Here is a 21,610-nt window from a genome sequence, read left to right on the forward strand (position 1 = left end):
AAGCAGGACCTTACGATCCTGCTTTATTGAATTTATTGTTGTACGATTTGCCATTGCTGGTTGTTGCCACCACCCCAAGGCCATTGTATAATACCCGCTCCGTTAGCGGTTGAGGCGCCATTAACATCAAGCGCCAGGCCACTGTTTCGGTTGATAGCTTTATATATACCAGCGCTGGTAGCCGTAAGCTGCCATTGCTGGTTATTGCCGCCGTTCCAGGGCCACTGTATAATACCAGCGCCATTGGCAGTAGAGCTCATGTTAACGTCCAATGCCTGGCCACTGTTGCGATTGGCTATTTTATAATAGCCCCCACCATTATCAGTAATTTGCCATTGTTGATTGTTACCACCATTTTGCGGCCACTGTATAATGCCAGCACCGTTGACAGTTGAAGCACCATTAACATCAAGCGCCTGCCCGCTGTTGAGGTTCAGGAACCGGTAATAAGCAGCAGTATAAAAAGTATCGGTACCACCAGCGCCAACCCCCCAGGCATATTGTAATCTACTCAAGCCAGATGCATTGGTGGTAGTAACCGTTGGGCTGGTGGTACTGCCACCTAGCTGTTGTATGGCATAGCCATCGCCAGTACGGATACCCGGCCAGTAAACAGCTCCCATACCTAATGTCCTAATCACATTAGTTAGCCCTTGTATATAAGCTATATCTGCACTGCCACCAATGGCACCGGTGTAATTTATGCCACTGTTCATGGTATCGCCAAACTCAGTAAATACAGCACGGTTACTGTAGTTCCCAACATTTCCTTTCACCCTATTTTCCCATTGTGCTGCGGTTGTAAGCCCCCCGTTGCTAAAAAAAGTATAATCGTGAATAGATAACAGGCAGTTAGTAAAACGGCTATCGGCGCCTACACCAGTAATATCCTGTGCATATGATGTTCCGTCGATCAGTATATGCCCTTGTGGCACCGATGGATATGTGCTCAACCATTGTGCGCAAATGGTTGTCCAGTCCGACAGGGAATAACCGTGCGGCTCGTTAAATATCTCGAAATACACATGCGCATTGCTGCCATATTTGGTGACAATGGTTTGCCACATAGACCAAAACTCGGTGGTGTTATCAATCTTACCATCTTCGGATGATTTGCCTTCCCAGTAACCCAATATCACATTCATTCCTTTGCTTACTGCTTTATCAATAACGCCGGTATAAGCGTTCCACCAGGCTTGTGATACGGTGGAGTAATTTACAGGCAACCTCACGGTATTTGCACCTGTATTAGTTTGAATGCCCGATAACACGGCATCGGCTTTTGCAGATACCGTAGCATAACTGTCTGACGATGTTAAACCGCTTAATACGAGTACTCCATCGCTGAAATTATCACCATCACATGCCCAGTTAACGCCCTGGAGCGCGCTTGCCGGTGTCGAATTAACTTTTATAGTTTTTGTTTTTACTTCGCCTATGGATGACGATCCTTTTACCGCGGTCATATCCTTTTTACACCCTGCCATCAAACAACACGCCGCTAATAATAAAATGCTTTGGTTTTTCATAATTTGGTATAGGTTAGTAGAGGGTTAAAAAAGGGGGATGAAAACATATCCCTCCCCCTTTGTAATGAGTAACAATATGTCAACTCAATTACGCTGCACTAAAACTATTAATTAGTAATACCTACCGTAAGGTTCGTCTGCGCATTGATAGAATAAACAGCCCCGTGACCATTAGCATTGTTGATAAATGTTGGTGTACTTCCACCACCATCTAAACGATAATTGTAAGTACCCGGACCGGTAGTATAAATACCTACGGTATATTGACCCGGAGTTATAGGGCCATAGCTACCTGTGGTTCCGGGAGCAACAGTAATAGTGTGGGTGGTTGGACCACTCAATTCTATGGTACAGGTGTAGGACGTTGTATTATAATAATTGACACCAATGCTAAATTTGTATGGGTGGTTTACAGCATGTTTTTCAATTTTCATAGACTGAGAAACGAAAAACGAAGAAAAACATAGGAAGAGAACAAACATTTTAGTTTTCATAATTTATGGTTTTTAATTAGTTTAACAGGAGGCCCTCACAGAGCCTCCCTAATTGATATAAGTATTTAGGATATCTAGTTAGTATAACCCGGATTTTGCTTTAGCTGCCCGTTTGAAGCCTGTATTTCAGCTAATGGTATCGGCAACCAATAGTGCTGTGATAAAAAGGCCCGGCCGGTTAACGCTATCTTTGATGTATAGCTGTAGCCGGAAGGACTGGCGCTATTTATGCCCACCGCAATGCCATAAGCCGGAACATTTTCAGTCTGCGAAGCAATTTGCCACCTGCGTACATCGTAAAACCGGTGTTCCTCAAAAGCAAGCTCAATCTGCCTTTCATTTCTAATAGCGGTACGCATATCATTTTGAGACAATCCTGACAGTGTAGGCATGTTTACAGATGTCCGTTGCCTGATGGCATTAATGGCCTGGTAAACACTCGCGTCAGGACCCACGGCTTCATTTTGTGCCTCGGCATAGTTAAGCAGTATTTCTGCGTACCGGAAATAGATCCAGGGTTGTGCACCTGCTTCGTTTGAACTGGTGATGGAATAAGCATCATTGGCGAACTTTTTCAAATAATAACCGGTTTTACTCGCGTTCTGAGGGTTCGGCCCCTGGTTACTGTCTTTACCACCCGGCAAAAATACCTGGACAATATTGTTTCTGTATGGAGCCCCATTGTAAAGGATGGTTGCATAAAACCGTGGATCGCGGTTAACGTAGGGGTTTTGTGAATCGTAGCCCGATGCCGGATCAGTGATGGATTTGCCATTATTCATTTGATAGGCATCCACCATATTTTGCAAGGGTACATTACCGCCATAACCACCATAGCTGTTAGGCCCATTATCCAGCTCTATCGGGAGGTGGGCCGCTGTAACCGGATAAAATAACCTTTCGAATATAATTTCGTTATTATCAGGCGTCAAAAATAACTGGCCATAACCACCCTGGAATAAACTGTATTTACCCAAATCCATCACTGCCTTAGCTGCCGCAGCGGCGGCCTGCCAGGTTCCTGCGTTATACAAAGGACTGGCGGCATATAGCAATAATCTTGATTTTAATGCCAGCGCAGCGCCTTTTGTTGCCCTGCCTAAAGCCCATGATGTGCCATTATCTACCGGGAGCCTTGAGGCTGCGTCGTCCAATTCAGAACTGGCATAAGTAATGGACTGAGCAATAGTAGCGCGATTGAAAAGGCTTGGGTCTTGCAAGTTATCAGTTAGTTCAGTTACCTTATCACCCATCAATACTACACCGCCATAGTTACGAATGAGATCCTGATACCTGAACGCCCTGATAAACTTAAGCTCGCCAATTAATTTATTTTTATGCCCTGCGCTTAGTGGTAAACCATTTATTATACTTAAGGCGTAATTACACTCCCGGATACTGCGGTAGCTGCGTGCCCAAATGGTTCCCGCATCACCAAGATTGTTAGGAGCTAACTGCCCTTGCTGGATCACCCAGGTGTTATCGTTGTTATTATATATAGATTCATCTGTCAATGAACTCCAAAATGCCCATTGAAACCCTCTGCCAAAGCCTGTATCATCATCTTCTTTATCCTGTAATTTAACACCGATATACCTGTTGATAACATAAGCTTCAAAAAGTGAGGTATCTGATAAAATAGAGGAATTGTCAATCCTATCAGTGGCCGGCACTGTCAGAAAATTCTTTTTACAGGATGTCATGGATACAACGCAAAGTACCAGGCAGCCTATTATATATTGTATAGTTTTCATAATGCTGAGTATTAAAATTTGATATTGGCGCCCAGGTTAATTATTTTTTGTTGCGGGTAGAATTGACCGCTACCATATTGAGCGCCGCCGAATTGGCCACTGCCGTTGGTTCCCTCCGGATCGTAGTCCTTCACCTTAGTAAACGTTAACAGGTTAAAGCCACTTACAAAAACCCTGAGTCCCTTGATATGAAGTTTTGATAATGTCTGTGCCGATAGTGTATAGCCCAGCTGAACATTTTTAAGTCTTAAAAATGAAGCATCGTTAAGCCAGAAGGTACTGTTATATAAACCACCACTTACCGCACTTGAAGCCCTGTCTGATACTCTTGGGTATGACCCATTTGGGTTACTTGGACTCCAGGCGTTATTGGCCCATGAACTATAAAAATTACCGATAACTCCGGATTCAGGCAATACATACTGACTTACCTCGGCCTGACCTGCAAATAAAATCGATAGGTCGAAATTTTTGTAGGCAGCAGTAAGGGTTAAACCATAAGTTATTTGCGGGATATTGCCATATTTTGATCGTTCCTGGTCGGCTGCTGTTATTTGCCCATCGTGGTTAATGTCAGCATAGATAAGATCCCCAACCTGTGCACCGGCAACATGTGGTGTGTTATCCAATTGTGCCTGGGTTCTGAAAATACCAATAGATTTATATAATAAGTAAGTATTTAAAGGATTACCTGTTTGGCGCTGGTAGGGTAGTGTACCGGCAGCCTCATCTATATAAATGATTTTACTTTTGGCATAGGTAAAATTGCCTGATACGCCCCAGGAGAATGTACCGGGATGGTTATAACCCAATGTTGCTTCGAAACCGCCACTGTTAACCTTGCCAATATTTTCTGCAGGCACTAATGGACTACCATCAATTGGGTTCACTATTCCGGAGGTGCCGGGAAGAGAACCGTTACGATATGCCAGGATATTTGACCGCACCTGGCGGAAATAGATGGCTTCTAAGGTAAAGTTTTTTAGGAACACGGCATTAATACCAATGTCCGTCTTTTTGGCTGTTTCCCAGGTAATGTTGGGGTTTGCAAGCTTGGTTTGATCGATGCCTGGTTGAGGTGAAGCACCCGAACCATTGTCCAGCACTACAGAATTATTAAAAGCGTAATTATCAATATACTGGTAAGGGCCTATATTATCATCTCCCAGAACACCGTAGGAAGCCCTGATCTTCAGGTCGTCAATAAATTTAACTTTGTTTTGAAACCAGTTCTCCTTAGATATGCGATAACCTGCGGATATGGAAGGAAAATACCCCCACTGATGACCGGGTGCAAAAAGTGATGAGCCATCTGCACGAAACTGGGCCTCTACTAAATATTTTTCGTCATAATTGTAGGCTAACCTGCTGATCACACTACGGCGGTTATAATTGTAGTTACCATTGTTATCACTGCTGCTGCCACCATTGGTAGCGTCGCTTGGAGCACTACCACCTTGTGAAAGCTCTGGCGTGGTAGCTGTTGGAAAATTGTTTCGTTGAGCCCAGAAAAAATTATAAGCATTTTGACTTTGTTCGTAGGCTACAAAGGCATTGATATTGTTTTTGCCTAACTGCCTTACAAAGTTCAGTTTAATATTAGACGTAGTGAGCGACTGATTAAGCTGTGACTCATACAAATAAGGAAGCCCGTTTGAGCCGCCCTGGGTGCTTGGTGTATAAATCCCGGTAGTACTGTTATAGGTATAAACGGTATAAGGCGTATTAAATGTTTTGGAAAATACGCCTGTTTTATCTGCCGAAAAGAAGCCGTCAAGAGAAAGACCCTGTATGCCCGGAATATCATAGCTTGCTCTGATTATACCGTTAAAAGTTTGCGTTGGATTATTGGTGGTACCGCCAATACTTGTTGGTGTAAGCGCCGGGTTGGTATTGTCGAAACCGGAAGTAGGCAAACCATTAGGATAAAAAGCCGCTACAGTTGGATATCCGCGGTAAATACCCCGAAAGTTATTAGCGGCTGATGTGGTGGGGAATTGCCGGTCTTCTTCGCGGCCTTGTAACGACAGTCCTATTTTAAATCCTTTGGCAACTGTAGCGTCAATATTAGCCCTGAAGTTGTATTGATTGTATTTTGCCGCGCCATTTTTATAAAGACCAGCCTGTGAAGTTGTACCAACCGAAGTGTAATATTTAACATCGTCTGAACCACCGGCAACAGTCAGATTCTGTTGGTTTTGCAGCGCATAATTCTTTAAGGTTAGTTTTTCCCAGTTAGTGTTGGGATAATTAAGCGGATCAGAACCATCCCTGAATTTCTGTATCTGATCGGCGCTGTAAACCTGGTTAAAGCCGCCAGCTGGATTATCGTAATAATTGATATCATTCAATATTTGCGCGTAGGTTGGCGCATCGGCCAATTTAGGCAAGCGTGTTGGGGAGCTAAAGCCCTCATTAAAACTATAAGACAACGCGGCCTTACCAGTTTTTCCATGTTTGGTAGTTATTAAGATAACACCATTTGCCGCACGATTTCCATAAACTGCCGCCGATGCATCCTTTAATACCGAAACGCTTTCAATATCATTAGGGTCAAGGCGCTCCAGGCCACCGATCTGGCCGGGGATACCATCAACCACCACCAGCACCGAATTGCTGCCGGTTGTTGCCAAACCTCGGATGGAGATATTTGAACCATCATAACCTGGTTCGCCAGAACCGTTGTTGGCAATAACCCCAGACACACGACCTGCAAATGAGCTTGAAACGTTGGGCTGAGGGCTTTTAACCAAATCGCCTCCCTTTACAACAGAGATGGAGCCTGTGAGGGTAGCCTTTTTCTGCGTACCATATCCTACCACTACCACCTCGTTCAATGATTTTGATTCGGGCTGCAATTGTACATTGACATTGGCCTGTCCGCTTAAAGTTACTTCCTGTGATACATAGCCGATGTAAGTAAACACCAGCGTACCCGATGAAGCGTTAGGTACATTAAGCGAGAATTTACCATTAACATCCGTTAAAACGCCTGTAGTAGTTCCTTTTAAGGTAACACTAACACCGGGTAATGTTTCGCCTTTTTCGTCGGTTACTTTACCGCTTATTTTCACATCCTGCACCCTGAGTGCATTGATACCATTGGCAAAAGCGGCCGAGGGTACCAGGCAGGTGATCAGGCAGGTAATGGTGATACTGGCAAGCAGCAGGAAAAAACGGGTTGCTCTTTTCCGGTGAGGAGAATCCTTTACATGTAAAATTAGTTTCATATATTTTTAATTGGGGTTTAAATTTGGTTTAAACCTTACTCTGCAAAAGGCACAGCTATGGGCAAACGGTTAAAGCTGGTTAATTGTCTTTTCAGCTATCCGTGTCAGATCAGTGCCAGATACAAAAGTTTAGTTTACACCTTGGTTATTGGTGAGACTAAAATGAGGCTAAATTGCAAGAGCAAGTGAGGGGCAAATTCGGATTTAAAACGGGATAAAATCATAAAAAAGGGCTTTTGTAGCGCTTTTTAAGCCTTTTTACACAGGGGGTAAACTCATATGATCTTTATTCTTAGTAGACACCCCACCCAAACCCTCCTCGCAAGGGAGGGCTTTTAAGAAGTTTGCAGCTGATTCTATCCTAAGCATAATCCCTAAACAGACGGGCTATTTCATTAAAAAGTGGGTTTACATGGTTTACACTTTTCATGGTTAACATTTTTATATATTATTGACAATCAAATATTTATATATAAACCATCACCATAAAGCGGGTTTTTATGTAAACCCACTTTATGGTCTCTCGCAGATTTAAGTTAACCCATAAAATCTAAATATGAACTAAAGAGTCCCCGGAAGGTAAGTTCAGGATCAGGAGACTCCGCAGGAGTCCGGTATTTCTTTAGATTTTATCTATAAACAGGTGGCCTCTCTGAGGCCGAATGGTACTCCAGGTATACTGATTATAATATAAAACATTGCCGGCCCCAGCGGAGCCACCTGTTTATAGCTCTAAAAAAGCACGTTCTTTGGCTCCGTAGGTGCCTCCCGTTGAAATTTCAAGTTGATCAATTTTGTGGGTTAACTTAAACTTGAAAGGGACGTCGGGGGCTGCAAACGCGTAAACAATGTTTCAAAAATGGGGATGTCACCCTGAGTTCCGTCGAAGGGTAGAGCGCAGAGGCCTGCCCACCATGCTTCGACGGAGCTCAGCATGACATCCTTTTTTAACTCAGGGGGTAAAATATTTTTTCAATGATCCTTAACCATATCACGGCTAACATTATAATTATTGTGAAAGGGTTTGCGATACTTTTTTACGTACTCGGAAGGGTTTAAACAAAAAAGCTTATGGAATTGCTCCCTGAAATATTTAAGATCGTTTATACCAACCATTGATGCGGTTTCGTATACCGTATTATCCGTAGTTAACAATATTTCTGCGGCTTTTCTTAACCGGATAAAACGGATAAAACCATTGGCCGACTGGCCAGAGATTGATTTGATACGCTTATACAAATTAGAATGACTCATCCCTATTTCTGAAGCCAGCGTTTTTATACTAAACTCAGGATCAGTTAAATGCTGCTCTACAATTTTGAGGCATTTTTCCAAAAACTCCTTGTACTCGGGAGAGATCTTTAGATCATTTGAATTGTTGAGGGTAATCTCGTTATAAAAATACTTTTGCAGGTTGTTCCTGCTTTTCAGGATGCCGTTAACACGGGCTATCAGTATTTCTTTTTCAAAGGGCTTGCTGATGTAATCGTCGGCTCCTCCTTCAATACCTTTAAGTTTAATTTCTGGCGATGAACTGGCTGTTAGCAATATGACCGGGATATGGTTTAAAAGCGGATCCTCCTTAATCCGGCTGCACAGCTCAATACCACTCAGGCCCTGCATCATTACATCGCTTATCACAATATCCGGCACCAGCTGATAAGCAAGTTCAAGACCATCAGTACCATTATCGGCCTCAAATAGCTCAAATTCATGGGCAAATATCTGCTTAAGATAAATGCGGATCTGCTGGTTATCATCTATCAGCAGCATTGTTTTGGTATCTGAGCTTAAAGCTTCAGGACTTTTAATGGTGGACATGGTTTCGGATTGATCTGCTACCAATTCACCCTTATTCTCCATCAATTCATCTAAAAACACAGAGGATTCAGCAACATCCTCAAAAACAAACTGCTCACCAAAATGATCTTTTCCTTTTAGGAGTGAAAGACTGAACAAAGTACCTTGCCCCTGCTCACTTGTATAGCTGATACTGCCTTTATGACTTTCAATAAATACCTTCACCAGGTAAAGTCCTATGCCAAAGCCGCCAGTCATTGCTGTTGTATTTTGCAACTGGTAAAACTTGTTGAATAGCTGATCGCCTATACCCTCGGCTATACCACAGCCGCTATCTTTTATTTCGATACTAACCTGATTATCATCGTCGGTTATGGTACAGCTTACCAGCCCATGTTCGGGGGTAAATTTTAACGCGTTGGATACCAGGTTGAATAAGGCTATTTCTATTTTTTCCCTGTCGGCAAATATTTCGATGAGTTCTTTTTCGCTCGAAAAATCAAACTGTATGTGTTTGGTACGGGCCTGGTGATTAAAACATAAGAACACTTCGTGACAAAGGGCTACTATATTTAGTCGTACTATTTTAAGCTTATCCGTATCACTCTCCGCTTTTCTAAAAAGCAATAGCTGATCAACTAAGCTCAGCAAACGGCGTGCGTTACGGTAAACAATATGTAAATTACCGGGGTCGCTATCCTGTCCACTCTTACCAAACAGCATATCCTTAACCGGATTAATGATCAGTGTTAACGGTGTACGGAACTCATGCGAAATGTTAGTGAAAAAAGAAAGCTTGCGCTCATTAAGTTCTTTATCCTTTTCTGCAGATAGCTGGGCAACTTTTATTTCATATTTAAGTTTAGTTTGCCTGGCTTTGTACAACAAATAGTAATAAATGATCAATCCAGCCACCACTATACAGATCAGATAAGCCCACCACGTTTTATACCAGGGCGGCATAATTTTTATTTTAAGGGTAGCACAATTTTCAAACCATACCCCATCCTGGTTAGAGGCTTTCACCTTAAATGTATAATCGCCAGGTTCCAAATAACGGTAGGTGGCCAGCCGTTGATTACCCACATAGTTCCATGATTTATCGAGCCCTTCCAGTTTATAGGCAAAGCTACCCTTTTGCGGATAGGTATAATTTAATGAAGCATACTGGATAGAAAATACGGATTGATCTGGCTGTAGCGTAATTTGCCGCGTTTCGCTGATTGCTTCGGGTAATACCGTCCGGTTACCATCCAGGGCACCCACCTCCACCTGTTTCCCAAAAATTTGGAGCCCTGTTATGATAACCTTTGGTTGATAATTGCTTTGCGTTACTTTTTCGGGATCAAAAAAATTGAGGCCTTCCGTACCGCCAAAATACAGGAGCCCGTTACCAGAGTCGCGCAAAACCGACCCGGCGTTAAATTGCCCCGCCTGCAAACCGTCAGACTGATCATAGTTTACTACTTTGTTAGTAAGGATATTAATGTTTGATATCCCCTTGTTAGTACTTAACCATAAAGAGCTATTAGCGGATTCTTTGATAGCCGATACCGTGTTATTAGCCAAACCATTGGTTTCATTAAATTTCTTAAAAACTCTTTTTTTAAGATCGTAGGAGATCAGGCCATCGCCCTCTGTCCCTAACCACAAGCGATGTTGCTTATCCGGATAAATTGAAAAAATTACCTGGCTGGGTAAATTATTCTTTTCATCGGCAGGTTTAAAATACCGGCTAAACTTATTTTGTTTAAAATCGTAAAAATCAAGGCCGCCGCCATAAGTACCTATCCAAAGATTACCATTTTCGTTTTCGGCTATGGAACGAATATCATAAGAGGTAAGCCCACTATTGGCAGGTGTATAATTGGTAAATGTTTTGGCATCGGTATTCAACAAACTCAGGCCGCCGCCATTGGTTCCAACCCATACGTTTTTACGACTATCCTGAAAAATAACCCGTACATCATTACCGCCCAGACTTTTGCTATCAGCCAGATTATGCGCGTAATTGGTAAATGAATCTGTTTTTTGATGATACAGAAAAAGTCCCTTGGCATAGGTACCGAACCAGATATTACCATCTTTATCATTATACCCATATAAAATAGCATTATCGGTAATACTTCCAGGTTTGCCATCGGCTTTATATTGTTTAATAAGATTGCCGTTATGGCTGGTTTTAAATATCCCTTCGCCATCGGTTCCGAACCATAAAAAGCCTTCCCGATCCTGGCACATGCCATAAAACCGTATCAAACTTTCCCCGCTGGGTTCAATCCTTTTCCTGGTGATTCTGGAAAACTTGTCTTTGATATTACTAACCATATAAATGCCGTCACCATAGGTTCCCACCCAAATATTCTTGTCTTTATCAATATAAAGCGCCTGAACGGAGCGTTGTGTAAGGTAAAAACCATCCTCGCCGGTTACCGGTTGCAATAAAAAGCTTGCTGTATTATAATCAGCACTCGCTCCGAGATTAACTTTATATAATCCACCGTCCTGCAGGCCAACAAGCAATTGCTTATTGCTATCCTCCATAACAGTAATATATCTTTTGCTTTTAATACCGGGCTGGCTGGTTTGCAGCAAGGTAAATTGATTTGACTGACGGTGATAGTATAAAAGCCCATTTCCGGTGGCTATCCAGATGTTATGAAAATGATCTTCAAAAATGTCATTGATCCGTGCTATAGGAAGATCTTTTATTGAGGGGATCAAGCTCTTCTTATTAGTTAATATGCCATTTTTATGTTCAAATACATTGATGCCGGTTTCCTGTGTACCAACCCATAACAATCCCTTTGAATCTTCAAACAAACTAATAACCCGGTTACTGGAAAGCTGTGGTAAATTGGCCTGGGTATAATTAGTGAACTTTGCCGACTTAATGTTAAAATAAGAAAAACCTAAACCATAGGTGGTTATCCATAAATTACCATCGCGGCTTTGTATAATATTCCCGACATCATTTTTAACCGCACGATTCGAGGATAATTTATAATGGATGAATTTCTCTGTTCGTGTATCCAGTTTACTGAGTCCATTTCTTGATGATACCCAAATATTTCCATGAACATCACAGTAAACCTTCTGCACATAGTTACTGGCCAGGCTTGCAGCATCTCCTTGCCGGGATTTAAAAACTTTAAAAGTGGTACCGTCAAAACGATTCAAGCCATCGTTGGTGGCAAACCACATAAACCCCTTATCATCCTGAGTAATGCTGTTGACAATACCGAAAGAAAGACCATTTTTTAAAGAATAGTTCAAGATCTTATTCTTTATCGGGGACTGGGCATAAGCCAGGGAAACGACCAACAAAAGAAAAAAACAAAGGGGGTATTTTTTTTCCATTAAAATAATTTCAGGTTGTCAATTACATTATAACTGGGGATTAAAACTACCTATTAATTGTTTAAAATACAATAATTATTAAGCCCATCTGCAATTTTATTTTTGCCATCCCTTTAAAAGTCCGTTACCATTTAACCTACCGGTATTTGAAAAGTCTTGCTAAAACATTTTATCTTTAATTAGACTCATTATAAATAATAATCTATATTTGCCGGTGTTTAAACTACACTAACTCATATTATTTTATTGATGAAACCCTTATTTATACTCCTGTTAATTTTTTTATCCCCCCTGTCGCTCCGTGTTTATGCTCAAACTAACGGCCATATCTCTGGTACGGTGACCATGGTTGATGGCCGCCCGTTGGCGTCTGGCTCGGTATCCCTTATTGAGCTTTCAAAAACCACACTTACCGATGAGCACGGTCATTATGCTTTTAACGATATTGCCGCCGGTACTTATACTGTCAAGATCCAGGTACTCGGAGCTGCCGAGAAAGACCTCCAGGTAAAGGTAACTGCCGGACAAACAAGCACGGCAGATTATCAATTTCCCAAAGAAAATGTAACCGCTCTTCAGGAAGTTACAGTATCGGGGAATAAGAATCGGTTTTCGAAAAAGGAAAGCGTATATATTGCTCGCCTACCCTTAAAAAATCTAGAGAACCCACAGGTTTACAACTCTGTTTCCAAGGAATTGATCCAGGAACAGATGGCTGTTGATCTGGGTAGTATTTCCAAGAACGTACCGGGAGCAGGTATCCCGATGATTGCCAATCAGGGCCGGGTTACTTTTCGTTCCCGTGGTTTTGAAACAGAACCCAATGCCAGAAATGGTGTGGCCGGTGCCGCGTTTGCATCTATCGATCCGGCAAACCTGGAGCGGGTAGAGGCTATCAAAGGTCCATCAGCTACTTTGTTTGGTACCAGTGTATCCAGCAGTTATGGAGGTTTGTACAACCGAGTTACTAAAAAACCCTACAACGGTTTTGGTGGCGAAGTAGCATACTTTGGCGGCAGCTGGGATTTTAACCGGATCACCTGGGATGTAAACACCCCGGTAAATGCTGATAAAACCGCACTGTTCCGTCTCAATGGAGCTACTTCATTTGAAAAAAGCTTCCAGGATCTGGGCTTTACCAATAGCGTAAGTCTGGCCCCGAGCTTCTCTTACCAGATCACAGACCGGCTTTCTTTATTGCTTGATGTAGAGTTTGGTCAGGCTAAAGGTACATCGGTGGTTCGTTTTAATCCTTTTACCGCCTACAAAACCCCTACAACACTATCCATAGCCGATATGGGTTTCCCGTATAAGAAAACCTTCCTGAGTAACGATCTGGCTTATTCCACCCAAATGCTGAATATCTTTGCACAGTTAAACTACAAGATCTCAGAAAAATGGACCTCGCAAACCATTATTTCCCGTGCCCGCTCAACCATCAACGGTTACATCACGGCACTTAACGGTAAAGCAGCAACTACAATTAGCCCACAGGTTATTGCAGGCAACACCTCATTTATTGCGACAGATCTGCAGCAGAATTTTATAGGCGATTTTAAGATTGGTAACCACCGTAACCGCGTAGTAGGTGGACTTGACTATTATAACAACTCCAATAGCTTTGACAGGGTAACCGTTAACCTTCCGGCAGTTGATTTTATTAATGTTCCATCTACCTATCGCGTCAGCCGTTTTAAGATCGACTCGTTAACCAGCAAAGGGACGTTACGAAAAGAAAATAATGGTGATGACACCTATGCAGCCTATATCTCCGATGTATTTAACATTACCGACAGGTTATTGGTTATGGGCAGTATACGGGTTGATCGTTATCAATATCACGGTGTTTATAATATAACTACGGGTATTACAGCCGGAGGTTTAGGTGCTGGGGGTATACAGGCAGGCCCATATGGACAAACCGCTATATCCCACAAATCGGGCCTGGTATACGAACTATTTAAAGATCAGCTTTCTGTATTTGGTAATTACATGAATGGCTTTTTCAACAAAAGCGGTGTTGCTGCCGATGGCGGTCATTTTAAACCGGAGCATGCCAACCAATTGGAATTTGGTGTAAAAAGTGATGTATTGGATCACCGGCTGGTAGGTACGGTGAGTTATTATGATATCAGGGTAGCTAATGTGCTGCGCCCGGACCCTAACGATCCCAACAATTACTCTGTACAGGATGGAACCCAGTTAAGCAGGGGAGTTGAGGTTGATTTGACCGCCAATCCTTTTCCAGGATTGAACATCGTGGCCGGTTATGCTTACAACAATAGTAAATTTACTAAAGCAGATCCATCTGTGAATGGCTTACGTCCGGCCTTGTCAGGACCAGCCAATACCTATAATTTATGGATCAGCTATCGCCTGCCTGCCGGCGATCTGAAAGGATTAGGCATGGGCTTTGGCGCCAACGCGGGCAGTTCGTCATACCAAACCAATACCGTAACGACTAAAATTGTTATACCATCATATACTTTATTAGATGCCAGCATTTTTTATGATCAGCCTAAATATCGTATCGGGTTCAAGGTAGATAACCTGACCAGCGAAAAAGCCTGGTCTGTACGGTTAACACCGCAGGCACCTGCCCGGTTTATTGGGAGTATGAGCCTTAAATTTTAATCATCAGACGATATAATTAAATAGCGCTATGAAATATTTAACATTAATAACCCTGTTCATTTTGCTGGTGGCAGGAAAAGTTAAGGCTGATTCTTTATGGATTGAAGCTGATGCCAAGGGTCAGATTGGTAAGGCGCAAACCATTAAGGTGATATTTGGCTCCTACAATCAATACCGCCTGCAAAAAGTAACGGGTGAGTTTCAGGAAGTAAAGGATTTTACCTGCTGGATAGTTAGTCCATCAGGCAAACATATTAGTTTACAGTTTACCCCAAAAGAAACAGACTACCAAGCCAGTTTTATACCAGCAGAAAAAGGCACTTATGTGGTACTGCTTGAAAATAAACAGCGTAAGGTAGAGGATTGGAGTAACTCCGCCACTAAGATCGGTGTTGCCAAGCAGCATTATTATGCACGTACAGTTATACAAGTTGGCCAGGAGCAAGTAAGGGCAAAAGAGACACTAACAGATCTTACCATTGTGGAAGAGCCTAAAAGCAAAACAGATTCTGTAGTGAACTTGCTGGTTTTATTACATGGTAAGCCGGTACCCAATGCAACCTTATTTATGCGTCATCCGGAAATGCCGGAACAGAAATTAATTACAGACCAAAATGGAAAGGTAAGTTTCCATGCACCCAAACCAGGCCGGTATTTTGCTTTGGTTACGCTAAAATTCGACACTCCCGGAACTTACAGGGGCGTACATTACGATGTATTCCGGGAAAAGGCTACGTTAACCACCATGTTATAATCTGGTGTTTTAACCACTATTTTATTGCTTGCTGATCAACCTTATTTAAGGGATCAGCAAGCAATAATTGCAACGATACCGGGTGCTGGTATAAGCCACACCCTTATAATTGCCGGGCGTAGGATCGTCCAAATCTTCCCTGATAATGTACAAACCGGGCATGGTAGTTTTGAAAAAAGCTTCTCCGCAATCATTGGTAAGCAATTCCTTCTCCCAGTTTTCCGGGTTAAAAACTCTTAGTTTGGTTTGATTTTCTGCAAAGTGTCCGTTATTGAAAGCCTGAACATTGATCAGGTCACCTTTACGGGTTACGACGATATCCAGTAACTGGGCAGGTTTTGATACTGCCCCTCCCCCGCCAACCTGGTAAGCCGCGCATAGATAATCGATCGGCCTCACATTCTTACCCCCGCTTTTGGAACGGTCCACAACCGGATGGCTATCGTTTATGCCTAATATGCGATAAGCTCCCTCATGCACAGGTATAAAATTACCCTCCCAGCAATCCGCTTTCCTCGAGATAGGTACCTGGATTATTTTACCTTCCTGGTCCAGTACACTTATTTTAAAATTCCCGGTGAGCTCCAGCTCGTTTCCTGTATCCCGGTGACGGATACTGAATTCATCGATATGGCCATAACAAACTTGTATTTGTACAGGCTCGTTTAATTTCCCCGAGCCTTTAATCTCCAGCCAGTATGCACTGGCTTCTCCGGTAAAAGGAAGAAAAAATAAAAACAGGAATATGATTTGTTTCATCGCAGCAAAGATAATCAATCCTGTTGCTGCTCATCATTTTCGATGTTAGTGAATTTTGCTATATAATAAAGAGATAATCAGAAAAGTGACCCCACCTATTCTTAATTATCTCTTTATCTTTTTGTTATTTAAAGCTCACTGGTTTTTTGAACCGGCGTTGCCTGTTGAGAATCATCATTTGTTTTCTCGGGGATGCTGATCACACGATAACTTGTTTGGTTGTCATGTACCACCTCTTCCAGGTAAATATCATCGGGAGTTACCCAATATTTCTTACCTTTTAAATTTACTTTATGCGAACCGGCAGGCAAGGCATCAGTCATGTCGCCTACCAAAGGCATCTGCTGGTCGGTCGAATTAGCTGTCGGTGTATTTTGGTCGGTATTTAATACCCCATCTTTCCCGGCTACAACGTAAACCGCTTTACCATCATCCTTGGTTATCTGTTGATAGTATACACCATTATACTCAAAATACTGGGTACCGTTTATAACAATGGATTGGGCGCCTTCCGGTAACGACGGAACTTCGGCACCAACAGGAGGGGCCGCAACTTCGTAACCGCCATTAGCGCCTGGCTGATAAAATATACCGCCATAGTAATAATACTGATTTGGCCCCCAGAAAAACGGATAATAGCCAAAGGGCAATGTATTTACAAACAAACCAATATTGGCATATACATAAGGGTGATAAAAACCACGGAAACCTGTTGTAAAACCAGCATGAACCGCCGGACTACGATAACCGAAACCTCCACCAAAACCTGCATGGCCAAATCCACCCCTAAAGCCGCCAAAATGCCCACCCCGCTGAGCATCAGCGGTAGTTGCAAGGCCAAATACTAACAAACCTGCCAATGACAGATTGATAAAGGACCTATTAAACGCTTTCATGACATTATTAAATTAAATTTTATGAATTTAAAATTGCTTTCTTTCTCCTTAAAAAGCTAATAGTTAGACGAGTAAAGAACGCTTAAGTTTAAAGCGAATATGTTAAAATTCATTAATTATAAAACAACATAAATATTTCACTATCAATAGTTTATCTATTTTCCGATACAAAACTTACTAAATATATTATCCAGAAGATCGTCTGTGGTAACGGCTCCGGTTATTTCGCCTAGATAGTGCAGGGCTTGTTTAATGTCCATCGACAGGAAATCGGAGGTGATGCTGCCGTCAATGCCACCCAACACTCTGATCAATGCCTCTTCTGTTTTTTGCAGGGCCTCCAGGTGGCGTATGTTGGTTACCAGTGTTTCGTCGCCGCTGAGTTGATCTTTGATAGCTGTACCGTAAATCTTATTTTTAAGGTCGTCTATATGTAGCTTTTCTTTGGCTGATATAAAGATGGTCTGTAGATCCGGAAGTCCGGAGGTGCGGAAAAACTCCTGGATGCTTTCCCGCTTTTTGTCCTGTTGTAACAGATCCATCTTATTGGCTACCAGCAGCATGGCTATACCAGGACTTTGCAGGCTTTCCAAGTCGCTTTTTAGCTCTTCCGGACTTATTTGCTCCGCATCAAAAACATAAATGAGCAGAGCGCTCTGGCTTATCTTTTCCATGGTACGTTGTACTCCTATCTGCTCAATGGCATCGGTAGCTTCGCGTATACCGGCCGTGTCTATCAGCCTGAAATTGATGCCCTGTATATTCAATACCTCCTCAATAGTATCGCGGGTGGTACCCGGAATATGGCTTACAATAGCTCGCTCCTCGTTCAGCAGGGCATTCAGTAAGGTTGATTTACCCGCGTTGGGCCTGCCGGCTATTACCGTGTTAACCCCTTGCTTTATAGCATTCCCCAATTCAAACGATTGTATCAGACGGCCTATAATGCGGGTAATATCCACGATTAATTGTTTGAGCTGATCGCGGTTGGCAAACTCTACATCTTCTTCGGCAAAGTCAAGCTCCAGTTCAATGAGCGAGGCAAAATTTACCAGTTGCTCACGCAGGGTTTGCAGCTGGCTGCTAAACCCACCCCGCAGTTGCTGCAAGGCTACCTGCTGCGAAGCTTTGGAATTGGAGGCGATCAAGTCGGCTACGGCTTCGGCTTGCGACAGGTCCAATTGACCGTTCAGAAACGCCCGCAGCGTAAATTCGCCTGGTTTGGCGCTTCGCGCACCTTTTTTGATGAACAGCTTAATAATACTCTCAATGATATAACCAGAGGCATGACAGCTTATTTCCACCACGTTTTCGCGGGTGTAAGATTTGGGCGCCACAAACAGCGATACCAGCACCTCATCCAGCATCAGGTCGCCATCCATAATATGGCCGAAATGGATAGTATGTGAAGCCTGTTTGGTCAGATCCTTACCTTTCCATACACTGTTGGCTATGCTGATAGCATCCATACCCGAAAGACGGATCACCGCTATTGCCCCTATCCCGTTTGGTGTAGCCAGGGCTACTATAGTTTCCTGTTGCGCGTGTTTTAAGTTGTCCATGGTCAATAGTCGATGGTCCATGGCAATCATTTTTGAGATTTATGGACCCGAGGTACAAAAGTAATACAAATTACCTTTTGCCTTCCCGTTTCATCGACTGATAGCCCGAGCTTTTACTTTGGCATGGCGTTAAAACTTTTTAAACCTCAAATTTTAACACTTTTCTGTTCAAAAACGGCCCATTTTAGGCTCAAAATCATCCCAAAAACATCGATTTTAACACTTTTTAACAAATTACAGTACGATTTCAACTTGTTTTTGAAACTTTAAAAAGTATTAATTTATTGATTATCAAATAACTACAAACAAAACGATCGGTTTTTGACCTGCTTTATTCCTTAACAAAACAGCCCGGATGCCTAATAAAAGACACCCGGGCCGCTGTTGATATAAATATACGAAAATTCGGGCAAAGGAGCAAATTAAAGAAGTCCATAGTCGACGGTCAATAGACCATGGCTCGGTGTGATTAACTTTTTACTATGGACTATGGGCCATCGACTATTGACTTCCCCCCAAAAGCCCTACCTTCGCATCAATTATGGTAACTTTTTTTGAAGCTTCGCTCGACACTATTTCGGTTCATCATGTTGGCAACCAGTCGCAGGAAGAAATGTATGCCCTGTCCACCCAGCCCCTGGAACTGAAGGACGATATTATCCCCAACCTGCTGATGCAGTATTTTTTAAAACCATTTGAAAAGACTAACGAGGTATACCACCTCATACACAGCAGCGGCAATCTGGCTCTGAACGAGATACACCATTTTGCCACGCAGGCTTTTGATGATAAAGAAAAGTTCCACGAAGCATCGGAACAGATAGCCAAGCATCTGTACAAAACCACCACACACCCCAACATCAAAGGCGGCGAGCTGTACGTGGTTTACTTTAACCAGGTACAAATTGAAGGCAACCCACTGGATGCCATCGGCATTTTTAAATCGGAAAATAAAGAAACCTATTTGAAAGTCTACCCGGATAAAGGCGGTTTCCAGGTTGATTATGAGCAGGATGCCATCAACATCAATAAGCTTGACAAAGGCGTGCTTATTTTTAATATCGAAAAAGAGAACGGCTATAAAGTGGTGGTAGTTGATAAAACCAACAGCGGACAGGAAACTGCCGTGTACTGGAAAGACAATTTTCTGCAGCTCCGTATTCGTAACGACAGCTTTAACCAAACCAATAATACCTTGGGCATTTACAAAAATTTTGTGACCGAAAAACTCGACGATCAGTTTGAAATGAGCAAAGCCGACAAGATCGATCTCCTGAACCGCTCTATGAAATATTTTAAGGAGAAGGACGAGTTTAATATGGATGAATTCTCTAACGAGGTAATCGGTAACCCGGAAGCCATCGAATCATTCAAGAACTTTAAAAACCAGTACGAGCAGGAGTTTGACAGCCCCATTGCCGATAACTTCGTGATATCAGACAATGCCGTAAAAAAACAGGCCCGCGTTTACAAAAGTGTGCTCAAGCTGGATAAAAACTTCCACATTTATATACACGGTGATAAAGAACTCATTGAAAAGGGCTTCGATGACGGCCGCTCCATGAATTATTACAAAGTTTACTTTAAGGAAGAAGCGTAGGTTTTCAATTAGTGATTTAGTGAATCAATAACACGAAGCTACTCATCCACATGTCATTGGAGCGAAGCGTGGCAATCTCCTCGCGTTCGCATTAGCGAGCATAACTACGAGATTGCTTCGTCGTTCCTTCTCGCAATGACATATTGATTTAAACCCCACCCTAACTTTGCCTCATCCCGAACTTGTTTCGGCATCCCATTAGTAAGGTGTGCAGCATGATGGTTTCTAGCAGAATGACATTGCACTAACAAGACAAATTGTTATTTCCTATAAATTGCGCAATCAACAGCACAACGAAAAGAGATCATGGCGAATGAAAACGAAAAACCGGAATTTTGGGAATCGGCCTTTGGCGAAAAGCAGGAAATGTGGGGCTTTGAGCCGGCAAAATCCGCTATATTAACAAAGGACTTTTTTGTTCAAAAAGCAATAAAAAACATCCTGATCCCCGGTATTGGTTACGGACGGAACGCGCAAATTTTCAGAGATAACGGAATTGATGTAACCGGTATCGAAATCTCTAAAACCGCTATTGAAATGGCCAGAAAACATTACGGAACGGACATGGTAATCTACCACGGTTCTGTAACGGATATGCCATTTGATCAAAATCAATACGATGGGATATTTTGTTATGCCTTAATTCATTTATTGGACAGCAGCGAAAGGGAAAAACTCATTGATGACTGCTACAAGCAATTGGCAGATAATGGCTATATGGTTTTTACGATGATTTCGAAAGAAGCCCATACCTATGGACAAGGCAAATTGGTGAGCCAGGATCGCTACGAAATATTTGATGGTGTTAAAATGTTTTTTTACGATAGAGAAAGCATCCAGTCGGAGTTTGGCAAAGCCGGACTATTCGAAATTACAGAGATTAGTGAGAGTCAGCCGTTCTTTTTAGTTAAGTGTAAAAAAGGAGACAACTAGGGTCGACGAACTTCTCTATTCACGTTATGCCGAACTTGTTTCGAGACATCCTTTTATGTTGCGAATATATATTACCCTTATGTCATTGGATTGGTTTTATCTAAAATTCACCTATTGGCGCAAGTCTTGTGTGATAGGTTGTGTGTGTGTAAAGGCTGACTTGTGACCTCGACAGAGCACAAGTCAACAACCCGTCGGCAACCGCACAAGACTTGCGCTAAAAGCGGGGTGTACAATATGATAGTCTTTAAAATTCACCACATACCTAAACCTTCCTGGTTTAGTGACGTCATACCCATATAAAT

General features: G+C 42.5%; 12 protein-coding genes. 4 read left to right on the plus strand and 8 right to left on the minus strand.

Translation table 11 applies throughout. The features are described 5' to 3' along the window. Nucleotides 1-32 precede the first annotated feature (32 nt). From BW976_RS08355 to BW976_RS08375, 5 genes are all read right to left on the minus strand, one after another. A complete protein-coding gene (locus BW976_RS08355; protein WP_076372352.1) occupies nt 33-1,529 on the minus strand; it encodes an RICIN domain-containing protein in 1,497 nt (498 codons plus the stop codon). Nucleotides 1,530-1,636: 107 nt separating this feature from the next. Then, nucleotides 1,637-1,963, minus strand: a complete 327-nt coding sequence (locus tag BW976_RS08360; protein WP_076372354.1) for a hypothetical protein — start codon at nt 1,961-1,963, stop codon at nt 1,637-1,639. Nucleotides 1,964-2,097: 134 nt separating this feature from the next. Beyond that, nucleotides 2,098-3,777: a RagB/SusD family nutrient uptake outer membrane protein gene (locus BW976_RS08365; protein ID WP_076372356.1), complete on the minus strand. Its 1,680-nt coding sequence runs from the start codon at nt 3,775-3,777 to the stop codon at nt 2,098-2,100. Nucleotides 3,778-3,788: 11 nt separating this feature from the next. Next, nucleotides 3,789-7,007 carry a SusC/RagA family TonB-linked outer membrane protein gene (locus BW976_RS08370; protein WP_076372358.1) on the minus strand — a complete coding sequence of 1,073 codons (3,219 nt, stop codon included), beginning with the start codon at nt 7,005-7,007 and terminating at the stop codon, nt 3,789-3,791. Between the two features lie 972 nt (nt 7,008-7,979). Next, nucleotides 7,980-12,083 (minus strand): hybrid sensor histidine kinase/response regulator transcription factor, encoded by a 4,104-nt coding sequence (locus BW976_RS08375; protein ID WP_217696221.1) that lies wholly within the window; start codon nt 12,081-12,083, stop codon nt 7,980-7,982. Between the two features lie 333 nt (nt 12,084-12,416). On the opposite strand from BW976_RS08375, the gene BW976_RS08380 reads away from it, so the two are divergent. Further along, nucleotides 12,417-14,801: a TonB-dependent receptor gene (locus BW976_RS08380; protein ID WP_076372360.1), complete on the plus strand. Its 2,385-nt coding sequence runs from the start codon at nt 12,417-12,419 to the stop codon at nt 14,799-14,801. Between the two features lie 28 nt (nt 14,802-14,829). Continuing rightward, entirely contained in the window at nt 14,830-15,555 is a 726-nt protein-coding gene (locus BW976_RS08385; protein ID WP_076372362.1) for a DUF4198 domain-containing protein, read from the plus strand. Nucleotides 15,556-15,600: 45 nt separating this feature from the next. Here the strand turns inward: BW976_RS08385 and BW976_RS08390 are convergent, their stop codons facing one another. The 3 genes from BW976_RS08390 to mnmE form a co-directional block, all read right to left on the minus strand. Then, nucleotides 15,601-16,314, minus strand: coding sequence for a hypothetical protein (locus BW976_RS08390; protein WP_076372364.1), 714 nt, complete (start codon nt 16,312-16,314; stop codon nt 15,601-15,603). Between the two features lie 128 nt (nt 16,315-16,442). Next, complete coding sequence (locus BW976_RS08395; RefSeq protein WP_076372366.1) at nt 16,443-17,210, minus strand: DUF6515 family protein; 768 nt, start codon at nt 17,208-17,210, stop codon at nt 16,443-16,445. A gap of 155 nt (nt 17,211-17,365) precedes the next feature. Further along, complete coding sequence (gene mnmE, locus BW976_RS08400) at nt 17,366-18,772, minus strand: tRNA uridine-5-carboxymethylaminomethyl(34) synthesis GTPase MnmE (RefSeq protein ID WP_076372368.1); 1,407 nt, start codon at nt 18,770-18,772, stop codon at nt 17,366-17,368. A gap of 541 nt (nt 18,773-19,313) precedes the next feature. Here mnmE and BW976_RS08405 point away from each other — a divergent pair. After that, nucleotides 19,314-20,372 (plus strand): nucleoid-associated protein, encoded by a 1,059-nt coding sequence (locus BW976_RS08405; RefSeq protein WP_076372370.1) that lies wholly within the window; start codon nt 19,314-19,316, stop codon nt 20,370-20,372. A 306-nt stretch (nt 20,373-20,678) separates the two neighbouring features. Next, nucleotides 20,679-21,305 (plus strand): class I SAM-dependent methyltransferase, encoded by a 627-nt coding sequence (locus BW976_RS08410; protein WP_076372372.1) that lies wholly within the window; start codon nt 20,679-20,681, stop codon nt 21,303-21,305. The last annotated feature ends 305 nt before the right edge of the window (nt 21,306-21,610 follow it).

It is taken from the genome of Mucilaginibacter lappiensis (assembly GCF_900155965.1).
Lineage (GTDB): Bacteria > Bacteroidota > Bacteroidia > Sphingobacteriales > Sphingobacteriaceae > Mucilaginibacter > Mucilaginibacter lappiensis.